11 protein-coding genes are annotated in these 21,421 nt (G+C 52.5%); 5 read left to right on the forward strand and 6 right to left on the reverse strand.

The features are described 5' to 3' along the window. Positions 1–88: 88 nt before the first annotated feature. Entirely contained in the window at positions 89–3,310 is a 3,222-nt protein-coding gene (locus H7U12_RS03870) for a S41 family peptidase (RefSeq protein WP_186633146.1), read from the reverse strand. 486 nt (positions 3,311–3,796) lie between these two features. Between H7U12_RS03870 and H7U12_RS03875 the strand changes: the two genes are divergently transcribed. Both H7U12_RS03875 and H7U12_RS03880 read left to right on the forward strand, forming a co-directional pair. Continuing rightward, positions 3,797–6,238: a TonB-dependent receptor gene (locus H7U12_RS03875; protein WP_186633149.1), complete on the forward strand. Its 2,442-nt coding sequence runs from the start codon at positions 3,797–3,799 to the stop codon at positions 6,236–6,238. 86 nt (positions 6,239–6,324) lie between these two features. Then, positions 6,325–7,644 (forward strand): PepSY-associated TM helix domain-containing protein, encoded by a 1,320-nt coding sequence (locus H7U12_RS03880; protein ID WP_186633152.1) that lies wholly within the window; start codon positions 6,325–6,327, stop codon positions 7,642–7,644. A 157-nt stretch (positions 7,645–7,801) separates the two neighbouring features. Here H7U12_RS03880 and H7U12_RS03885 read toward each other — a convergent pair whose 3' ends face one another. Next, on the reverse strand, positions 7,802–9,463 hold the full coding sequence (locus H7U12_RS03885) for an amidase (RefSeq protein WP_186633155.1): 1,662 nt from the start codon (positions 9,461–9,463) through the stop codon (positions 7,802–7,804). Positions 9,464–9,625: 162 nt separating this feature from the next. On the opposite strand from H7U12_RS03885, the gene H7U12_RS03890 reads away from it, so the two are divergent. Both H7U12_RS03890 and H7U12_RS03895 read left to right on the forward strand, forming a co-directional pair. Continuing rightward, positions 9,626–10,765 (forward strand): DmpA family aminopeptidase, encoded by a 1,140-nt coding sequence (locus H7U12_RS03890; protein ID WP_186633158.1) that lies wholly within the window; start codon positions 9,626–9,628, stop codon positions 10,763–10,765. Beyond that, positions 10,749–11,600, forward strand: a complete 852-nt coding sequence (locus H7U12_RS03895; protein ID WP_186633161.1) for an aminotransferase class IV — start codon at positions 10,749–10,751, stop codon at positions 11,598–11,600. Before H7U12_RS03890 ends, H7U12_RS03895 begins: the two co-directional genes overlap by 17 nt. A gap of 571 nt (positions 11,601–12,171) precedes the next feature. On the opposite strand, the gene H7U12_RS03900 is transcribed toward H7U12_RS03895, so the two are convergent. The 4 genes from H7U12_RS03900 to H7U12_RS03915 all read right to left on the reverse strand — a co-directional run bounded on the left by H7U12_RS03900 (position 12,172) and on the right by H7U12_RS03915 (position 17,689). Continuing rightward, complete coding sequence (locus H7U12_RS03900; protein ID WP_186633164.1) at positions 12,172–13,296, reverse strand: endo-1,4-beta-xylanase; 1,125 nt, start codon at positions 13,294–13,296, stop codon at positions 12,172–12,174. Between the two features lie 299 nt (positions 13,297–13,595). Then, a complete protein-coding gene (locus H7U12_RS03905; protein WP_186633167.1) occupies positions 13,596–14,348 on the reverse strand; it encodes an SDR family NAD(P)-dependent oxidoreductase in 753 nt (250 codons plus the stop codon). Between the two features lie 22 nt (positions 14,349–14,370). Continuing rightward, positions 14,371–16,530, reverse strand: coding sequence for an alpha-glucuronidase family glycosyl hydrolase (locus H7U12_RS03910; protein ID WP_186633170.1), 2,160 nt, complete (start codon positions 16,528–16,530; stop codon positions 14,371–14,373). A gap of 106 nt (positions 16,531–16,636) precedes the next feature. After that, entirely contained in the window at positions 16,637–17,689 is a 1,053-nt protein-coding gene (locus H7U12_RS03915) for a LacI family DNA-binding transcriptional regulator (protein WP_186633173.1), read from the reverse strand. Between the two features lie 605 nt (positions 17,690–18,294). Between H7U12_RS03915 and H7U12_RS03920 the strand changes: the two genes are divergently transcribed. After that, entirely contained in the window at positions 18,295–21,417 is a 3,123-nt protein-coding gene (locus H7U12_RS03920) for a SusC/RagA family TonB-linked outer membrane protein (protein WP_206683862.1), read from the forward strand. Positions 21,418–21,421: the final 4 nt, after the last annotated feature.

Below are 21,421 nucleotides of genomic sequence, written 5' to 3' on the forward strand. Positions count from 1 at the left end.
GCTGTTCCATCTTTGGTTGCGCCTGATGACCGCTTAAAAAAAGAAGAGCCCGGCAAAACCGGGCTCTTCCATGTATCCGTTACGAAAACTATTTTACTTCTTTCAGGAGCTCCTGAACGGCTACTTCCAACTGTTGGTCTTTGCCTTTGCTCACCAGTTCGTACTCGTTCATCACTTTCACGTCTGGTTCGGTCTGCAGGTTCTCCAGGTAGCGGCCCTGCACGTCTTTCACGCCCAGCGGCGGAACACCCCAGCGCACGCTGTTGTCCTGCAGAGACTCCCATCCGGCGAAAGTACAGGTGCCGGGTACCGGCATGCCCACCAATTTGCCCAGTTTCAGATCCTGGTAGCTGAACGCGAAGCAGTGGCCGTCTGAGTAGTTAGCTTCATTGGCCAGCGCGATGCTGGGTTTGGTCCAACGGAACGACGGCTCAATGCCGGTGGAGCGGTTATCGGTGGTGTAGTTTAGGAACTGTTTGCCGCTCAGGAACATGGCCAGATCAGCGACCAGGTCGCCGCCGCCGTTGTTACGGGTGTCTACCACCATGCCTTTGCGGTTGGCGTATTTGCCCATCACTTCCTCGTACACGGTGCGATAGCTAGGGTCGTTCATGCCCGGGATGTGCACGTAGCCCAACTGGCCGTTGCTCAGGCGATCCACTTCCTCGGCGTTGCGGCGCACCCAGCGCTTGTACAGCAAGGTACTTTCCTCGCCCGGCGAGATGGGTTTCACGGTGATGTCTCTCCGCTTTTTAGACGCCGGATCATAGATGGTCACCAGCGTGTTCTTGCCCGCTTTGCGGTTCAGGAATTGCGCGTAGTCTTTGTCTGAGGACAAGGTTTCACCGTCAATCTTTTCAATCACCATGCCCGGTTTCACGTCAAAACCAGCCCGCTGTAGCGGTCCTTCCAGAATGACTTCGTCTATTTTAAGGCCGTTTCCGGTAAAAGCAGGGTCATAGAAAATCCCCAGGGAAGCAGTGGCATCGGCGTTTACGGGCACGTTGGAGAAGCTGGAGCCCGAGTGCGATACGTTCAACTCGCCCAGCAATTCGCTCAGCATCTCAGAGAACTCATAGTTGTTGCTGATGTGCGGCAGGTATTTCTCGTAGTCGGTTTTCAGGGCGGCCCAGTTAGCACCGTGGAAACCGGCGGTGTAGAAGGTCTTGTTGGTGCGGCGCCACACGTGCTCAAACATGAAAGCGCGTTCGGCGGCCACGTTCAGGTTCATGTCGCCGCTGATGGCCACGTTCTCCTGCTTGTTAGCCGCCGGGTCTAATTTGATCACGCGGCCATCGGCTAAGAGGAACAGGTTTTTGAAGTCTTTGTCCCAGTCCATGCTGGCGCGATTGGCGTTCAGGGTCACGGCCATTTTGGTTTCCTTCGTGCGAAGGTTGGTGCTCCAGAGATTATAGCCTTTCTCAAAACGGGCCAGGTAGTAGAGCGTCTCGCCGTCTTTGGACACCAGCGCGTCGCCTAACTGCGAAGAATGAAGGGTGAGCCGGGCTTTGCGGGTTTTCAGGCCTTCCCAGTCAATGGCCAGTTCCTCGTCTTTTTTCTTCTTTTTGGCTTTTTCCTTGTCTTTGGCGGCTTTCTCATCGTCTTCCTTCACCAAGGCGTAATCTTCTTTGCTCAACCGGAATTTGTCATACGCGCCTTGGGTCATGAACATCGCGAAAATGTCTGACTGGGCACCGCCGCTGTTGGCCTGGGCGCGCATGCCCTCGCGGGTGCTGTTCCAGATGAGCATGTTGCCGCCGGCCATCCACTGCGGTGAGTCATCCTGGTAGCCGCTCTCGGTGAGGTTAATCTTTTTGCCTTTTCCGTCAGCCGAGATCAAGCCCACTTCGCCGTTGGCGAAACCCGGCTCCGAGAAATCGAACGCGATCCATTTGCTATCCGGGCTCCAGGTGAAGTACTGGTCGTTCTCGCGCATGGAGAACAGCTCGTTGGTGGTGAGCAGCGTGCGGACCTTTTTGTCTTTGATGTTGTACACCTTCAGGGTCATGCGGTCTTCCACAAACGCAATCTCCTTGCCGTCCGGTGAGAACTGGGGCTCGTAGTTTTCCTTGTCATTGTTGATGACGGCGGTCTCGTTCAGCAGGGTAGAGGCATAGAAATACGGCTCCTCCTTGCGGGTGATCTGCGTCTGGTAGATTTTCCAGCCTTTGCCGCGCTCGGTGGCATAAATCAAGGTTTTGCCATCGGGCGAGAAGCTCACGTGGCGTTCCTGCTCGGGCGTGTTGGTGATGCGCTTGGTCGCGGAGCCTTCCACCGCTGAAACGAATACCTCGCCGCGGTAAATAAAGGCCACTTCCTTGCCGTTGGGCGACACCGCCAGATCCTGCACGCCGTTACCGGCCACCGGAACGATGCGCTCGTTGTTGGACTTCACATCGGTGGCGATGACCACGTTCACTTTCTGCGGCGTGCCGTTGCCTTGCAGGGTGTACAGGTCACCGTCAAAGCCGAAGCACAGGACTCCGTTGTTGGAGGCAGTCAGGAACCGAACCGGATGTTTGGTGAAGTTGGTCACCTTGGTAGAGGTGCCGGGTTTGTCAGCGGCCATGCGGTGCACGTTGAACGTGCCGCTTTCCTCACTTAAATAATAGATAGTTTTGTCATTGTCGGAGAAAACCGGGGTGCGGTCTTCTCCGGCGTAGGTGGTCAGTTTGGTGTGTTTGCCGGTTTTGGTGTCAAAGCTCCACAGATCACGCGCTACGGAGGAGACGTGGTGCTTGCGCCACTGGTTCTCGCCGCCTTTCTTATCCTGGTACAGCATGATCTGGCCGTTCTGGTTCAGTTTCACTTCCTCAGCGGGCGTGGTCAAAACCTGCTGCACGCGGCCACCGCCCAAAGCCACTTTGTACAGCTCGGGCTGGGCAAAGGTAGGGAACTGACGGTTGGCGGCCTGGTCCATGCGGGTAGACCCAAAGTAGACGGTCTTGCCGTCAGGGCTGAACTCATACGGGTACTCGTTGGCCGAGTGGAACGTCATGCGCTGCGCCTCGCCGCCAGTGGCCGGCATCTGGAACAAGTCAAAGTTGCCGTAGCGGTCAGAGGCAAACACAATGGTTTTGCCGTCTTTGCTCCAAATCGGCATGAAATCATGCGCTTCGTGCACGGTGAGCGGTTGGGCGGTGCCTCCGCTGGCCGGTACCCGGTACAGGTCACCTTTGTAGGTGAAGACAATGGTTTGCCCGTCTGGGGAGATGGAGGAGTAACGCAGCCAGGAGGGTGCGTTCTGGGCTTGGGCCGCACTTACCGTGCTGGCCAGCACTGCCCCGGTGAACAGTAGTTTTTTAAGCATAGAAGGGTTGAAATGCGCAGTAAGATACGGAGAGCTTGGATGATATAAAAGAGAAGAAACTGCGCCTACGGCTTAGAATAATAGCTTCTGAAGGAGCGTGTACCTGGTAGTAGCACAGACCTGGAGTGCAGATAAATCAATGTGATCAAGATTGAGAGTATCCGTTTTGAGGATCGAATCCAGAAAACACCTTTAAAACAGTAATTCCAGATTAACTACTCTAGTGATAATAGGCTTATATACTTCTTTATCCCTTTCTATTATAATTGGTGTAAGTTTTTAGATTAATGAATTGAATAATAATGTCTTATACAGGTTTAGGGGCTGATTTATTAAATTCATTCTATATTTAATTTGGAATAAATCTAAATAGGTCGTTAGTTTGTCACTGTTTAGAAAGTGTCTAAATAATAGCTCAGGAGTAATGTTGACGAACCTTCCTCCTGAGTTGCAAATGAACCCCCTTTAGATTTAAACCTCTATACCATGTTCAAAAAGCTTACCCTATATACCTTCATTCTGCTCTTCAGCCATGTTGCCATGGCGCAACGCCATACCTCCACAATTAGAGGAACTGTCACCCAGGAGAACGGCACGCCGCTGGCCTTTGCCACCGTTGCCTTGGTGGGCACCTCCTACGGAACCTCCACCAATGAAGCCGGTTTCTATGAACTAAAGCCTCTGGCCGAAGGAACCTACCAGATCCGGATTTCCATGCTGGGGTTTCAAACCTTAGACAAAAAGTTTCAACTGTTAAGCAATCAGGAACTGGAGCTGTCTTTTGCCTTGAAGCCGGTAGCCAACCAGATTGGGCAGGTAGAAGTGTTCGGGGAGCGGGAGAAACAGCCCGATAAGTTAGATGCCATCACCCGACTTCCTTTAAAACCCGTGGACCAACTTCAGTCCATCTCTGTTATCTCTGACCGCTTAATTGAGCAGCAAGGTGCGTTGACGGTGATGGAAGCGGCCCGCAACGTGCCGGGGGTGTATACCTATTCCACCTACGGCGGCGTGCGCGAAAGTATTTCCTCCCGTGGTTTCCGCGGAATTCCCACCCTCAAGAACGGCGTGCGCGTGATGACCGATTTCCGAGGCATGGGTTTCTCCACTGATATGCAGGGCGTGGAGAGCATTCAGGTGCTGAAAGGAGCTACCTCGGTGACCATGGGCGCGGCCGATGATCTTGGTGGCCCCGGCGGAATTGTAAACGTGGTGACCAAAACGCCTAAGTTTGAGAACGGCGGAAAAGCCTCGTTGCGCGTGGGTAGCTGGGGATTAGTTCGTCCTACCTTTGATGTGCAGGGCGTCCTGAACGAGACCAACACGCTGGCCTTCCGGTTGAACGGAGCCTATGAGCGCGGCGGAAAATACCGCGATCATATGGAGAAAGAATCGTTCTACATCAATCCTTCTTTGGCCTGGCGCCCAGATGCCAAAACCTCGGTAATTCTGGAGATGGATTACTTCAACAACAACCAAACCATTGACGCCGGTACGGTGAATCTTAGTGTGGGCAACAAAGAGAACAAAATCTATGACCTGCCCACCGACCAGTTCCTGGGTTTTGAGTCAGACCTTTCAATCGTGAAACACACGACGTTTGCCGCCAGAATCAAGCGTGATTTGAATGACCAGTTCTACCTGCGGGCAGCCTATTTCCGATCTAACTATGACTCAGACGCGATCAGGACTTCTTTGTCGGCGGTAAAAGCCAATCCGGCCAATGACATCAACGTCAATCAGGTCACCATCTTCAACCGATCCATCGGGCATAACCAGGCTCGGGTAGATAAAACCAGCGTCTTCCAGATGGATTTGGTGGGGGTAGACGTGGAGACTGGTTTCCTGAAACACACGCTGCAGGCCGGGTTTGATTACAGAACCATCAACCTGACCCAGCCGATTTTCAATACCCTGGCCATTGACCAGATCAACGTGCTGGACCCGGCTACTATCACCAATACCTTACCCAGTGCCACGCCTAACTTTACCAAAACCGGCGGTACGCAGTCGTTTGACACCAGAGTGGGCCTCATGTTCCAGGATGTGATTCAGGTAACGCCTTGGGCCAGATTATACGGTAGCCTCCGTTACAGCACCACCCAAACCAATTCGCCGGAAGGTTCCCGAATTGAACGTTCTAATTACTGGAATCCGCTGGGCGGGGTGGTGTTCACCCTCAAGGAAGGCTTGAACCTGTTTGGTTCCTATACCAACAGTACCAACCCAAGATCAGCCTCGGTGGTGGATGCGAACGGAAACACCTTGGGAGCCGAGCGTATTGACCAGATTGAAGCGGGAATCAAGTCCAGCTGGCTCAACGATCGGTTCAGAGCAAACTTGACGCTCTACAAAATCAACAACAAAGACATGAACCTGGAAGTGTTCAGGGTAGATGAAGCCGGCGCGGTGGTGCCTACGGGCTATTTCACCAAAGGCGGAAACGATGAGCGCAAAGGCGTGGAAGTGGAACTGACCGGAAGAATTCTGCCTAATCTGGAACTGGTTACCGGGTACGCCTACATTGATGCCCAATACAAAGAACACACTACCTTTGTGCCGGGCTCATCGCCTAACAACACGCCCAAGCACACTTTCAACGCCTGGGCAAACTACTCAGTGCTGGTAGGTGCCTTGAGAGGAGCCAACATCGGGGTAGGGGCCTATTACCTGGGCAAGCGTCCGTACAATGACTGGACCCTGGAAGGCGTGCAGTACCACAACATTGACCCCAACACCGCTCCTTGGTACAACAAGGCTTACACCACGGTGAATGCGCAGATTGGCTATGACTTTCACGAACACTGGGGAGTGCGGGTGCTGTTCAACAACATCCTGGACGAAGTTGGGTTTGACGCCTACCGTACCTCCTTCATTGACAGAATACAACCCAGAAATTTCTCGGGCACACTTACCTATCGTTTCTAAACTTATCCAGACCTTTGTCTTCTCCGCTGCCGGTGCTTCTGTGCCGGCAGCTTTTCTGCAAAAAAACAAACTAACCTACCGCGCACATGAAAAAGAAGTTTACCTGGCGAAAATTGTTCACTGACATTCACCTCTGGTTGGGCTTGGCCAGTGGGTTGGTATTGTTTGTGGTATGCCTTACCGGCACCATTTTCACGTTCCACACCGAGATTGAAGAGATGCTGGAGCCGGAGAAATACAACTTGCAGGTGCCGGCCAACGCAACTGCTCTTTCGCCAGATGAACTGATTTCAAAACTTCAGCAAACCCTAAAGGGGAAAGTAACAGCCCTGCAGATTCCGCAGGACCCGGCCAAACCGTACCGCCTCACCCTTAAAAAAGAAGAAGGGGGCCGCGGTGGGAAACCCGGTGGCGAGAAAGCCAAAGGGGGAGATAATGCCCGCGCCATGGCCGGTGGACCGGCGGCCGGAAAAGGCGGAGAAGGGAAAAAAGGCGGCAAAGGTGGCCCCGGCGGTCCAGGCGGAGGCGGACGTGGCACTACCTACCTCGTAAACCAATACACCGGTGAAGTGAAAGGAACCACCGAAGGACCGGCCCACGGCTTTTTTGAAGTGGTGGAAGGCCTGCACCGGACGCTGATGGTGAAAGGAGAGCCCGGAGCGCTGAACCCCGGTAAGATCATTGTGGGCGGTTCTACCATCATCTTCGTGTTCCTCATCATCACCGGTCTGGTGATCTGGTTCCCTAAGAAACTGAAGAACTGGAAGCAGGGCCTGAAAATCAAAACCGACGGCAACTGGAAACGCATCAACCATGATTTGCACAATTCCCTGGGCTTCTATTCCTCTTTCCTGTTGCTGATCATGGCCCTCACCGGCCTCTGCTGGTCGTTTGACTGGTACCGCGAAGGCGCCAGTGCCGTGCTGGGTGACCAGATCTTCAAGCAGCGCGGGGAAAAACCCATGAACTCAGATCTGGCCGGTTTCACCACGCAAAAACCGGCCCTGGTAGATTTCATTAAAATCGCTGACGGAGTTCTGCCCTACGAGGGGAATTACCGCATCTCTCTACCCGCAGATTCAGCCGCTGCGATGGTCCTGACCAAAACCCAAAGCGGATTCTTCACCCTCTCGGCGGCAGACAAAGTGCAGCTGGATCAGTACACCGGCAAAGCCATCAAAGTGGAGAAGTTCGCGGATAAAAAGTTCAATGAGAAGATAGCCGCCAGCGTGAGGGGTATGCACCTGGGCGAAATCTTCGGAACGTTCTCCAAGATCATCTACTTTATCTGCTGCCTCATTGCCACCAGCTTGCCCATTACCGGTACCTTGATCTGGTGGAACAAACTCAAGAAGAAATCCAGCAAGCAAGCCGTTTCTTCCAGAGCGGCTGTCTCCAGAGTATAAAAGGCGTGGCTGTTTTTGGGCTGTTTTCGGAAAACTAGCCCCAGAATGAAAGCTCACGAAAAGCATGAAAGCAAAAGGCCTGAACAAATCGTTCAGGCCTTTTGCTTTCATGCTTTTCGTTTTCGGCCTGATTCTTCAAAAACGGCCCTAAAACAGCTTACGACGGATTGGTGGTTCTCAGGAACTGCGGGGCTTTGCGGTGCTTGGACACCTGCTCGTAGGCGTAGGCAATGCTCAGTAGCTGTGGCTCAGAATACGCCCTTCCGAAGAAGGAAATGCCCACGGGAAGTCCCTGCACCTGCCCCAGCGGCACGGAAATATGCGGGTACCCCGAAATGGCCGCCGGGGTAGAGAGACCGTAGCCGGTAAAGGAATCGCCGTTCACCAGGTCAATGCACCAGGACGGACCGTACGTGGGGCCGGTGATGGCATCCAGGTTGTGGTCTTTCATGATCTTGTCAATGGCCGCCTTGGAGCCGGAAAGCTGCTTGGCCACGGCCTCTTTGTATTCCTTCGTGTTCAGGTCGCCCAGTTTGTCAGACATCTCCAGAATTTCCTGCTTGAAGAACGGCATAGAGGTGGCTTCATGCTGCTTGTTGAATTCAATGACATCGCTCAGGGTTTTCACTTGGGCATTAGCGGTAGCCAGGTACTTGTTCACGCCATCCTTGAACTCGTATTGCAGAATCTTGAAGCTGTTGGCAGAGACTTCCCTGATCTGCTTCATCACTTCCACCTCCACAATAGTAGCGCCTTTGCTTTTCAGTTGCTCCAGCGCCTGCTGCAACAACGCATCAATGGCCACATGGCCTTTCAGGAACGATTTCTCCACGCCAATGCGCTTGCCCTGCAAGCCGTTAGCATCCAGGAATTTGGTGTAATCGGGGTGCGCTTTGCCGGTGCTTTCTTTGGTAATGCTGTCGTTCGGGTCTACGCCGGCCAAGACGCTCAGCAGAATGGCGGCATCGGCGACGGTTCTGGCAATGGGGCCGGCGGTGTCCTGCGTATGCGAGATGGGGATGATGCCGGAGCGGCTCACCAGCCCTACGGTAGGTTTAAAGCCCACCACGCCGCTCACGGCCGAGGGGCACACGATGGAGCCGTTGGTCTCGGTACCCACGGCCACGGCGCACAGGTTCGCCGATACCGCCACGCCTGATCCGGAGCTGGAGCCGCAGGGTGTGCGGTCCAGCACGTAGGCGTTTTTGGTTTGGCCGCCCCGGCCGCTCCAGCCGCTGGATGACTCCGTAGACCGGAAGTTCGCCCACTCGCTCAGATTGGTTTTCCCGATGAGCACGGCTCCGGCGTTCCGCAGTTGCGTCACAATGAAGGCATCTTTGGCGGCTTTGTTCTGGGCCAGCGCCAGGGCACCCGCCGAAGTGCTCATCTTGTCATGGGTGTCTACGTTGTCTTTCACCATCACCGGAATGCCGTGCAGCGGACCACGCACTTTGCCGGCTTTGCGTTCCTGGTCCATCGCCTCGGCGATCTGCAACGCGTCTGGGTTCACTTCAATGACCGAGTTGGTTTTGGGGCCGCTTTTGTCCACCGCCTGGATGCGGTCTAAGTAAAGCTGGGTGATGGCTTTGGAGGTAAGTTCGCCGCTCTGCATCTTGCGTTGCAGCTCCTGAATGGTCACTTCGTTCAGTTGGAAGTCGGTTGGGGAAGCAGCAGGTGACGCGGGAGCGGCGGTTGCTGGGGCAGCTGCTTGCTTGGCCGGTGGCGTACTGCTGGCCGAGGTGGCGCAGGCGCCCAGCCCCAGCGCTGAAAAGGAGATGCCGGCCAAAGAACCGGTTCTTAAGAAATTACGTCTGTTCATTCGTTTGGATTTTGTAGTAAGATACTTCATCCGGGGCTAAAATGAAATCCCTCTTTGCGCCTCTTTTTGGAAAAATGCCCCTAAAACGCCCGGGTGTTTTCCGTAAAAGGAAGCTTTATTCCCGCAGAACCAATAGATTTACCCCGGTTACTTCCCAAGCGCATGAAACGGTTCCTGCTTCTCTTCTTTCTGATGATGAACGTCACTGGTTTTTCCCACGCCCAAGACCGAAAACGGGTGCGGGAGTACGGCATTCAGATTGGCGTATTGCCCACCGGGAAACTCAACGCCCTCACTGATGTGCCCGGCGTGCAGGTGGGCCAGGTCACCCTGAATAAAGGCCAGGACATCCGGACAGGGGTAACAGCCATTCTTCCGCATGCGGGTAATCTGTTCCAGGCGAAAGTGCCGGCGGCGGTGTTTGTGGGCAACGGTTTCGGGAAGCTGGCGGGAATGACGCAGGTGCAGGAACTGGGTAATCTGGAGTCGCCTATCATCCTGACCAACACTTTGGGCGTAGCCACCGCCATGAACGCCGTGATCACGCACACCCTGCAGCTGCCCGGCAACGAGAAAGTGCAATCGGTGAACGCGGTGGTGGGCGAAACCAACGACGGTGGCTTGAACGACATCCGGGGCCGACACGTCACCGAGAAACACGTGCTGGAAGCCATTCAGAAGGCTAAATCCGGGCCAGTGGAAGAAGGAAACGTGGGCGCGGGCACCGGCACGGTCTGCTTCGGGTTCAAAGGCGGCATCGGGACCTCTTCGCGGCAGCTTCCGGCCAGTCTGGGCGGTTACACCGTGGGGGTGCTGGTGCAAACCAATTTCGGGGGCGTGCTGCAGGTGGCCGGGGTACCGGTAGGGGAGGAACTGGAACGCTTCTCCTTCCGGGAGCAGATATTGAAGAAGGCCGATGGCTCGTGCATGATCATCGTGGCGACGGATGCGCCCGTGGATGCCCGCAACCTGGAACGGATGGCGAAACGGGCCATGCTGGGCCTGGGGAAAACCGGCGGCATTGTGTCCAACGGCAGCGGCGATTACGTCATCGCTTTTTCGGCGCACCCGGCTCTCCGGATTCCGTATGAAAGTCGGGAGAAAACCCAAACCATGACGCTGCTGCGCAACGATGAAATGTCGCCGCTGTTCATGGCCACCATTGAAGCCACCGAAGAGGCCATTCTCAACTCCCTGTTCAAAGCCGAAACCACCGTTGGGAAAGACAAAAACAAAGTAGAGGCCCTGCCTCTGGATAAAACCTTAGAGATTTTAAAGAAACACCATGTCATCAGACCATAAATTGTACGCGTATCTGCACGATGAAATTCTGCCGCTGGACAGCGCCTACCTCCACGTAAGCGACCTGGCCATCCAGCGCGGCTACGGCATCTTCGACTTCTTCAAGACGCACCAGGGCCAGCCCCTTTTCCTGAATGATTACCTGACGCGTTTCTACGCCTCGGCGCTGCTCATGGGGCTGGAGGTGCCGCTCTCGGAAGAGGAACTCACCAGCGTCTTAACCAGGCTCATCCAGATGAACGGCCTGACTGATTCCGGCGTGAAGATGATTTTAACCGGCGGATATTCTGAGAACGGCTATAACCCCGGGCCGCCGAACCTGATCATCCTGGAGCAGCCGCTCACGTTGCCCTCTGAGGCGCAACTGGCCACTGGCATCAAGGTCATCACCCATGAATATGTGCGGGAACTGGCGGCCGCCAAGACGATCAACTACAGCATGGGCATCCGGCTGATCCAGCAGGTAAAAGCCAAAGCCGCCGACGATGTCTTGTACCACCAGCAAGGCGTGGTGTCTGAGTTTCCGAGGAGTAACTTCTTTCTGGTCACGAAAGACAACATACTCCGCACCCCGGCGCAGGAAATCCTGAAGGGCGTTACCCGCAAGAACGTGCTGGAACTGGCCGCTAAGAAATACAAAGTAGAAGAGGGAACCGTGACCTTGGAGGACATCGCCCGGGCCAAAGAGGCGTTCATGACCAGTACCACCAAACGGGTTTTGCCCATTGTGGCCGTGGACGGCCAGCCCATTGGAGACGGAAAGCCAGGCGCAGTTTCCCTGGACCTATTGCAGGACTTGATTCAGCTGGAAGAAGCGCAACTGGAGAAACTGTAAGCTTACTTACGCTGTAATACCTATCAACGACGAGTTGCGTCTTAGCGGCTGTTTTATGAAAATAGCCGAGAAACGCAATGTGGGTATAGGAGGGAAGATGTTTGGTTAGATCAGGCTATATAGACCAATATATACTTCTATGGCCTACTATGGCGCGGAAGTTACTTCCGTGCCTTCAGAATCAATATTCAGAACGAGCACGATGGCGCAAGAGTATTGGCGTTTTCGTGCTCGTTCTGTTATTTAATGAACGTTCCTACCGTTTGCTTCCAAGATCCTTTCAGGATGACAAGAGAGAAGTGCTGTTCTATGTCACAAATCAACATTCCTACTACCGAACTTGTTGGTGCTCTCATCAATAATCCAGGCTCAGGGGCCGTCCCGTTTGCTGGTGAAAACACGCAGCAAAGGCGAGTTACCTGCTTTTGATCTTACTTAACAGACTCTGATAAAGAAAATCGCCCCGGTTTAGCGGCCGTTTTCAGAAAACGGCCGCTAAACCGGGGCGATAGATAAAAGGAGAGAAGCTGAAGTCAACTGCTGTCTGAAAAGTTGATCTTAGCTTTCTAGGTTACTTCTTCATGGCGTTCACGATGGCGTGGAAGGCGGGCTTCGGCTGGTAGTTGCGGTCGAAGATCATGGGGTAGCTGGTGCGGCCTTTGATGGGCCAGTCGTTCAGCCAGGAATCACGGTCGGTGACACCCCAGAACGTGACGCGGGTGATTTTGTCGCGGTGCTTGTGGAAGAGCGCGAAGAGCTCGGCGTAGCGTTTCGCCAGTTTTTGTTCCACTTCTGCCGGTAAGCCGGTAGTGTACACGTTGTATTTCTGGTCGAACTCAAAGGTGGCGTCAATGTCGGCACCCTGGCGGTTGCTGGGATTGGGCAGCACGTCAATGTCCAGCTCGGTGAACATCACTTTGCCTACTTTCGAGAACTTGATGATGCTTTCCTCAATCTGCTGGATGGATGGGTTCTCGAGGCCGTAGTGGCCCTGCATGCCGATGCCGTCTACTTTCAGGCCTTTGGCTTGCAGGCTTTTCACCAGTTTCACGGCACCATCGGCTTTAGCCGTTTTCCAGAGGTTGTAGTCGTTGTAGTACAGTTCGGCCTTGGGATCGGCTTTGCGGGCGGTGGCATAGGCATTGGCTAAATACTCTTCGCCGGTGATCTGCAGCCATTTGCTGTTGCGCAGGGTGCCGTCATCGTTCAGGGCCTCGTTCACCACATCCCAGCCGTTGATCTGGCCTTTGTAGCGACCGGCCACGGCCATGATGTGCTCGGTCTGGCGTTTCAGCAGCTGTTCCTTGGTGGCGGGTTTGCCGGGCTCCGATTCAAACACCCAATTGGGAGTCTGCTGATGCCAGGTGAGGGTGTGGCCCACAATGAACTGCTTGTGCTTCTTGCCCAGCGCCACAAAGTCATCGGCGGGTTTGAAGTTATACGTGTCGGGTTGAGGGTGCACGCTGCCCCATTTGAGCAAATTCTCCGGGGTGATGGTGCTGAAGTGCTGGGCTAGAATCGCTTCGGCCTTTGGGTCTTTGCCGCTGGCCTGTTGGTAGTTCAGGGCCGCCCCAATGTAAAAATCATCTTTGAAGATCTGCTTCAGCGAAGGCTGTCCCTGGTTGAGGGTGCTGGATACGCAGCCCAGCGCCGCTATGGCCAGACTCGCCGTAAATACAATTCTACTCTTTCTCATGGGCGTTCTAATGGTCAGTTATACTTGGCTTTGATTCTATATGCCAACGTTGGCATTAAAAGAAAAAGGTATTAAATTTTTCCTGGAAAAGTAAATTTCTGCTGTTTTTAACCAATTTTTGAGAAACCAGGCTTAAAACAGAAAGGAGGCTGTAGTCGTTGAGTCGTTGATTTTTTCCTCCCGGATGGATTCTGGTGTGCTAATCAGCTTTCCGGCTGACGCACAAGATTCTTCCGGGAGGAAAAGGGAGGGGAGTTAACCGGGCCTTCTGCTTACTGCAAATGCCATGGAAAGGAGTCTTAGAACCCGATGGAGTTTCCGCCGTCAACGGGCAGCACGGTGCCGGTCACGTATTTGGAGCTATCTGAGGCAAAGAAATACACGGCTTCGGCGACATCGGCGGGAGAGCCGAAATCCCCCATCGGGGTGCGACTTAGGGCTCTGTTCATCCGCTCAGGGTCACTGTTCATGGCAGTAGCAGACATGGCCGTTCTGATAAAGCCCGGGGCTACGCAATTGGTTCTAATGCCCATAGGCGAAAGCTCAGTGCCCATGGCGCGGGTCATGCCTTCAATCGCCGATTTGGAAGCGGTGTAGGAAATCACCTTCGGGATGCCGTATTGCGAGGCCATGGAACTGATGTTGATGATGGAACCTTCGCCGTGCAGCAGCATGGTTTTCACCACCTCACGGCTCAGCGCGAAAACGGCCGTCACGTTGGTGGTATTGATGCGCTGGAACTCCTCATCGGTAACCTCCACAAAAGGCTTTTTCTGGTTGATGCCCGCGTTGTTCACCAGAATGTCCAGTTTGCCGTGCTCCTGGGCCAGTCTTTCCACCAGCGCCGGAATGCCCTCCAGATTGCTCAGGTCATAGGACTCCGTGATGCAAAGCTCCCCGAATTTCTCTTTCACATCCTTCAGTTTCTGCTCATCCCGTCCGATGACGATGGTTTTGATATTCTGCTGGATAAACTTCTCTACAATGGCCAGGCCGATGCCCGAGGCGCCGCCGGTCACGATGGCGGTTTTGGTTGCGTTTTGTTCGGTCATGATATAAGACGTGCTTTCTAAGTTAAATGCCCGGTGCGAATTTGGGCTCGATTTTCATAAACTGCTCCAAAGTACCCTGCGGTTTTTCCAGTTCCTGCGGGATGGGTCTCTTGGAAAATGTCTGGAAATACAGGAGGCAGGCATCGCGCCACCAGCGGGCGTCCTTTTCCTGAATGGCCAGGTATTGCTTCACTTGCTGGTGTCTTTCTTTGTCGATTTGCCCTTCCAGCGAGTTCCAGGTTTTCTGCATGGCCCGCACGGAGTCTACGCCGCCGGAATAGCGGTAACACAGTTCGTCCCAAAGGGTGCGGCCCGATTTCGTTTTCGCGTCCCAGGCCACGTGGTGGAACCACAGCAAAACCTCCTCTGGGCAGGTGGTGGGGTTGCCCCACTGCGCCTGCACTTCCGGAGCGTACTGCGACAAAGCGTTGCTGCCGGTCTTGGTGCGGTCAAACCCGAGGCCTTTCTCATCTGCGCGGTGGTAATACACCGAGGTCCAGTCAGCACGCGGTTTGTCTTTGATCCAGGGACCCGGACCGTAGTGGTGGCTCCAGCCCATGAGGTGGTGCAAGCCCATCGGCGTCATGTAATTCACCACCGCCTCGCGGGAACCCATCATCATCGTTCTTATAGCGGCCTGTGAGGAAGGTGCGCTGGAAAACGTCATCTTGATCCACTCATCGGCGATGCCTTCCGAGGTTAACTCGTGGTCCCAGGCCAGGCGGCCGAAAGCGTACCAGTTGGCCTGGCCAAACGGATGGCTGGTCCAGTTGATGTCGTTCCCGATGTTGGCGACCCCGGCCATGCCGGAGATGGCGTGGTTGTCCAGGCTTCCGTCCACCACTTTGGCCACCGTGGAGCCTTTGCCTTTGGCGTAGGTGTCAGCGGTGAGGGTTTCCTTGAACATAGGCGCCAGATACGCCAGGTGGGTGCCTTGCCCCAGGTATTCCTGCGTGATCTGGAACTCCATCATGAGCGGCGTTTTCGGCATGGCCCCGAACAGCGGGTGAAAAGGCTCCCGCGGCTGAAAGTCAATGGCGCCGTTCTTCACCTGCACCATCACATTGCCCTGGAAAGTGCCGTCCAACGGTTTAAACTCAGTATACGCCTGTTTGTGCCGATCATCGGGCACGTTGTTGTCATACACAAAGGCGCGCCACATCACAATGCCGCCTTTGGGAGCCAGCACTTCGGCCAGCATGTTGGCGCCATCGGCATGAGATCGGTTGTAATTCTGCGGTCCGGGCTGGCCTTCTGAGTTGGCTTTCACCGTAAAGCCGCCAAAATCAGGAATATAGGTATAAATCTCGTTCACTTTGTTTTTCCACCAGGCTTTCACGGCCGGGTCCAGCGGATCAGCGGTTTTCAATTTGCCTAACTCAATGGGCGAGCTGAAACGGGCCGTCAGATACACCTTGATGCCGTACGGCCGGAACACATCGGCGAGGGCCTTTACTTTCTGCAGGTATTCCGGGGTAAGCACCAGCGAGTTGGCGTTCACGTTGGTGAGCACCGTGCCGTTTATCCCGATGGAGGCGTTCGCGCGGGCATAGTCAATGTACCGTTGGTCTATGTAGTCAGGCAGTTTGTGCCAGTCCCAGATAGAGAAACCGGCGTACCCGCGTTCTACGGTGCGGTCCAGGTTGTCCCAGTGGTTCAGAATACGCAACTTGGTTTTAGGGCTGCTGCTAATGTTGAGCGCCTGAATGTTCTGCTGGGTCTGCAGCAAGCGCAGGAAATGGAACGTGCCGTACAACACGCCTTTGTCTGAGTTGGCGGCAATCACCGTGTGGTTCTTTCCTTTGTGCTTTTGGGAAAGCAGCAGGTAGCCTTCCTGACCCACTTCCTTCAGTTTCTGCTCCAGCCCTAGCTCTTTAATAATGGGGGAGGAGGCGGGAGTACCTACCACTAGGCTTGCTTTTTTAGGAAGCTGGTTTGCGATGGTGATGGAGGAGCCCAGCAGGCCTTCCATTCCCATTTCCAGTTCTTCTTTCACCACGGTGAGCGTAGGAGAGGAGCCCTGCACCACCACCCCATTCAGGCTCTGGCGGTATTGTTTCAGGAGGTCTTTGTTCTGGAGCTGGTCATAGCGTTGCCATAACCGGTAACCGTCTTCCGCTTTGAGGCTCAAATGGCAAAAGAAGGCAATAAACAGGAGGGAGAATTGGAGTACTTTCTTCATAGGCTTAAGATGCATGTAAACGAAAGGCCGGAAGGCTTATTTATAGGTATTGCCTGTTTTAGGGTTGTTTTCTGAAAAACAGGCCTAAAACAGGCAAACGGGCTCTTTAGAGAAGGATGTCCTTCTTTTTAGGAGAAGCTTTGCCTCTGAGCGAAGATTCCCGGATGATTAACTCTGATCTGAGGTTGATGGTATTGCTCGGAATCTTCTCCCCGGTTCCGTTCATCTGCATGAGCAGCACCCGCACGGCCACTTCGCCCATTTCCTGGCCTGGATAATTGATGGTGGTAAGGTTGGGCTCCACTACCCGAGAGGTTAAGTCATTGTTGAACCCGATGACCGCCATGTCCCTTGGAATGGAGATGCCCGCTTGTTTCAGGGTCCTGAGACAACTCACCGCGCAGGTGTCGTTGGAGACGAAGATTCCGTCTGGCAAAGGGTTCATGGCAAGAATCTGCTCAGCCGCCAGCTTTCCGGCTTCCTCGGTTAACTGGCTCTTGAGCACGTTACTTTCCGTGAACGGCAGGTTGTGGTCAATCAGGGCATACTTGTACCCTTTGAGCCGGTCGGCGTAGACGTTCCGTTTCAAGTTACCCGTGATATGGACAATGTTGGTGCAGCCCTGCTCAATTAAATGGGTAGTGGCTTTGTAGGCGGCCTGCAGGTTGTCAATGATGATGTTGGTGCAGTTTTTATGTTCGGTTACCCGATCATAAAAAATCACCGGAATACCGCGGTTAATGAATTGCTCAAAGTGCTCCAGCGAATCGGTCTCAAAAGAAAGGGATACCAGCAGGCCATCTACCCGGCTATCGAACATGGTTTTGGCATTGGCCACTTCTTTGTGGAGAGTTTCCAGAGACTGGCTTATAATCAAGTTATAACCTTCCTCATTGGCGATTTTCTCAATACCGGCAATGACGGCAGAATGAAAGGGGCTGTCCAGCCGGGGCACAATCATCCCGATGGTGTTAGTGCGTTGCTTTCTTAGGTTACTGGCAAAAAGATTAGAACGGTAGCCCATCTGAGCCGCCGCCTCAGAGATGCGCTGCTTGGTGTTTTTGTTAACCGAGGGGTGGTCGTTCAACGCCCTGCTGATGGTGGTAGGAGACAGCTCCAACTCCCGTGCTATGTCATATATAGTAATATCCTTCTCCATGCTGCTGTGTTTCCAATAACAAATATATATGCAATCGGTTTCAATTACAATTTTCGCAAGCCTCCGTAACCTTACTCCATCTAATAGAGTAAATGGTCATTTTTGTTTATAATCCTCTATAAACTTATCTGAAAAGGTGATGCATAGACGATATGCAGAGAGAATTTACTGCAACGGCAACTTGCATCGGGATGTTTTCTGAAACTTGTTTCATAAAGGTACCTGAAATTCTCTTTGTTTCACAATTTTTCAAAAAACGAGGTGCGATATGGCTGGTTTTTCGAAAAAAAATTATGAAATCGGTTGCAATCGTAGAAAATAATATTCAAGTTTGTAGACAGGAACGAGGAATGGATAAGGCAAACAGGCTTTATGTCATCGTTGGCTTCAAATAATATGCTTCCAAAACCTTGATCAGTCTCCTTACTAGTGAATTATAAGTAGCTTTTGGGTTTGTTACTAAGCTTTAAACAAAGAATGATAGAAATTTTAGCTAATGCATACTTGATGATACAACAGACAACAACTAAACACCCACACCTTTTTACTTGCACCTATAACCTTACCTCACTTTAGTAGCACTATCACCTTAAAAAAATCTATGTATGAAAGGTAATATTACTCAAACTCCCAGGTCCACGATTTTTCGTCGTTCTGGGGCTGAAAACATGAAACTCGCCCTACTGCTGGTGGTTTCTCTCTTGATGAGTGTATCGGCGATGGCGCAGAGCCTAACCGTATCCGGGAGAGTAACCGACAAGACCGGCGGAGGTCTGCCTGGCGTGACCGTCCTTCTGAAAGGAACCACTACGGCAGCTCCCACGGATGTGGAAGGAAATTACTCGCTCTCCGTTCCGAATGGAACCGGTACTCTGGTGTATTCCTTTATTGGGTATATTCCTCAGGAGGTGGCTATTAATAACAGAAGCACGATCAATGTTACCTTGGCAGCAGATCAGCAGACTCTTGAAGAGGTGGTGGTAGTGGGATACGGTACCCAGCGCGCTGAGGCTGTAACTGGCTCAGTAGCCTCTATCAGTGCAGAAGAAATTACAAAAGTGCCATCTGGTAACATTACACAGGCTTTGCAAGGCCGTTTGCCAGGTGTGGAGTTCACGCAGTCATCTTCTCAGCCTGGCGCCTCCATGCAAATCCGTATTCGCGGTACGCGCTCGATCTCTGGTGGAAATGATCCACTAGTCGTATTGGATGGAATCCCTTTTCCTGGGGCTATTTCTGATATTAACCCGAACGATATCAATAGCATTGATATCCTGAAAGATGCCTCGGCAACAGCCATTTATGGCTCACGTGGCGCAAACGGTGTTATTTTGATAACTACCAAATCAGGGAAAGCAGGTCAAAAGCCCCAGGTAAGCTACAATGGTTTCCATGGGGTTAAAGAAGTTTTCGCCAAATATGACATGATGAGCGGGCCAGAGCTTTTCGCACTGCGTCAGGCTGCCGGGCAGTTTAAAGGCCAGTTAGGTGTGGATGAGGCTGAGGGGGTAGACACGGACTGGCAAGATATGTTGTATAAAACCGGCATCACCTCGAGCCATGATATAGGTGTTTCGGGTGGAACGGAACAAGGCCGCTACAGCTTCAGCGTAGGTTACTTTGAGGATGAAGGCGTTATCCCTACGCAACAGTTTACCCGTTATTCTGTACGTGGTAGTCTTGATCAGGGAATTGGTAAACGTTTCCGGGTTGGCTTCACAACCTACAATAACTATAACTTGACAGAAGGTAACAACGTGGGCTTGTATAACATCCTAAGCTTGTCGCCGCTCGCCAGTCCATACAATGCAGATGGAACTTTAAAAAGAACCATCAAAATGCCATTAGATGAGACATGGTTGTATACAAGAGACATGTTAGAAAGTGGTGGGTTAGATGATCTATGGCTAAGCCAAACCAGAGCCTTTGCTACCTACAATACTATCTACGGCGAAGTACAGATCCCTGGAGTGGAGGGGTTGAAGTACCGTGCTAATCTGGGATTAAATTACCGTCAGAGCCAAGGAGGTGCTTATACCGGAGCAGGAATCAACGCTATTGATCCAATGACCTTTTCATCAGCGTCTGTTAGCAATGCACAAACAACTAACTGGACCATTGAAAACCTGCTGACGTATGACCGTACCTTTGCTGGGAAACATAACGTAAATGTAGTAGGATTATACTCTGCCTCGCAGGAGCAATATGACAGATCACGCATAGCAGGAAGAGATATCCCCTCAGACGCTTTCCAGTTTTACAACTTAGGACGGGCTGCCGAAGAAATTACTGTTAACCCCGATGAACAGCAGTATTCCAAATGGGGATTATTATCCTGGATGGGACGTGCTATGTATTCGTATGACGACCGTTATATGATCAGTGCCACAGTACGCTCTGATGGTTCCTCTAGGCTTGCTCCAGGACATCAGTGGAATACCTACCCAGCCGTATCTGTTGGCTGGAACATCGCCAGAGAGTCGTTTATGGAAGATGTTAGCCTTGTCAATATGTTAAAATTGCGTGTGGGCTATGGACAAACTTCTAACCAAGCTATTCCTCCATATTCTACCCTTGGACTTTTACAAACTAGACCCTACAACTTTGGGCCTGATGATTTTGCAACCGGATACTATGTAACACAACTGCCTAACCCTCAATTAGGATGGGAGTATTCCAATACCTGGAACTACGGCTTGGATTTTGCGATTCTGAATAACCGTTTAACTGGTACAGTAGAGTACTATGTCACAAATACTGATGATATTCTGCTGAGCCTTGGTCTACCTCCTACTTCCGGAGTGAACAGCTATACAGCCAACATAGGCGCAACACAAAATAAAGGCCTTGAACTTTCACTGAATGGCGTGATTTTGGACAACCTTAATGGCTGGACATGGGAAGCCGGTGTGAACGTATATGGCAACCGCAACAAAATTGTATCGCTTGCTTCAGGAGCAGGCGAAGACAGAAATAACTGGTTGTTTGTAGGCCACCCTGTCAATGTTATCTATGATTTTGAAAAAGTAGGTCTATGGCAGGAGGAAGATCCTTACAGGAGCATTCTGGAGCCAGGCGGCAATGCTGGTATGATCAAGGTAAAATATACTGGTGGTTACAACCCCGATGGTACGCCGGTAAGACAAATCAATGCAGATGACCGCCAAATTCTGAACGCAAATCCTGATTTCCAGGGTGGCTTCAACACACGCGTAGGATACAAAGGCTTTGATCTGACTGCTGTGGCGGCATTCCAAAGCGGTGGAATTCTGAACAGCACACTTTATGGAGCGCAAGGCTACCTTAATATGTTGAGCGGACGCCGCGGAAACGTAGATGTAGACTATTGGACACCGGAAAATACGGGAGCCAAGTATCCAAACCCAGCAGGCATAAGAAGTGGCGACAACCCAAAATATGCTAGTACATTAGGATACTTTGATGCTTCCTACCTGAAGATACGGACTATTACACTTGGGTATAATTTCCAAAGCAGCAATTGGCTGCAAAAAGTTGGAATCAGTAATCTGCGCTTTTATGCTACAGCCCAGAACCCATTTGTGCTTTTCTCTCCTTACCACAGAGAGTCAGGTATGGACCCTGAGACCAACTCTTACGCCGACCAAAATGTGGCGGTAACAAGTGGTACTCCAAGCCGTCTGCTGACGATAGGCACGAACACGCCTTCCACGAGAAATTATCTGGTAGGTTTGAATGTCACGTTTTAATAAA

Source organism: Rufibacter sediminis, from assembly GCF_014269285.1.
GTDB classification, from domain to species: Bacteria; Bacteroidota; Bacteroidia; order Cytophagales; family Hymenobacteraceae; genus Nibribacter; species Nibribacter sediminis.

Excerpts from the sequence above, each read along its gene's own strand:
- H7U12_RS03875 (WP_186633149.1), top strand. The coding sequence starts at position 3,797 with ATGTTCAAAAAGCTTACCCTATATACCTTCATTCTGCTCTTCAGCCAT.
- H7U12_RS03920 (WP_206683862.1), top strand. The coding sequence starts at position 18,295 with ATGAAAGGTAATATTACTCAAACTCCCAGGTCCACGATTTTTCGTCGT.
- H7U12_RS03900 (WP_186633164.1), bottom strand. The coding sequence starts at position 13,296 with ATGAGAAAGAGTAGAATTGTATTTACGGCGAGTCTGGCCATAGCGGCG.
- H7U12_RS03890 (WP_186633158.1), top strand. The coding sequence starts at position 9,626 with ATGAAACGGTTCCTGCTTCTCTTCTTTCTGATGATGAACGTCACTGGT.
- H7U12_RS03870 (WP_186633146.1), bottom strand. The coding sequence starts at position 3,310 with ATGCTTAAAAAACTACTGTTCACCGGGGCAGTGCTGGCCAGCACGGTA.
- H7U12_RS03905 (WP_186633167.1), bottom strand. The coding sequence starts at position 14,348 with ATGACCGAACAAAACGCAACCAAAACCGCCATCGTGACCGGCGGCGCC.
- H7U12_RS03880 (WP_186633152.1), top strand. The coding sequence starts at position 6,325 with ATGAAAAAGAAGTTTACCTGGCGAAAATTGTTCACTGACATTCACCTC.
- H7U12_RS03885 (WP_186633155.1), bottom strand. The coding sequence starts at position 9,463 with ATGAACAGACGTAATTTCTTAAGAACCGGTTCTTTGGCCGGCATCTCC.
- H7U12_RS03910 (WP_186633170.1), bottom strand. The coding sequence starts at position 16,530 with ATGAAGAAAGTACTCCAATTCTCCCTCCTGTTTATTGCCTTCTTTTGC.
- H7U12_RS03895 (WP_186633161.1), top strand. The coding sequence starts at position 10,749 with ATGTCATCAGACCATAAATTGTACGCGTATCTGCACGATGAAATTCTG.
- H7U12_RS03915 (WP_186633173.1), bottom strand. The coding sequence starts at position 17,689 with ATGGAGAAGGATATTACTATATATGACATAGCACGGGAGTTGGAGCTG.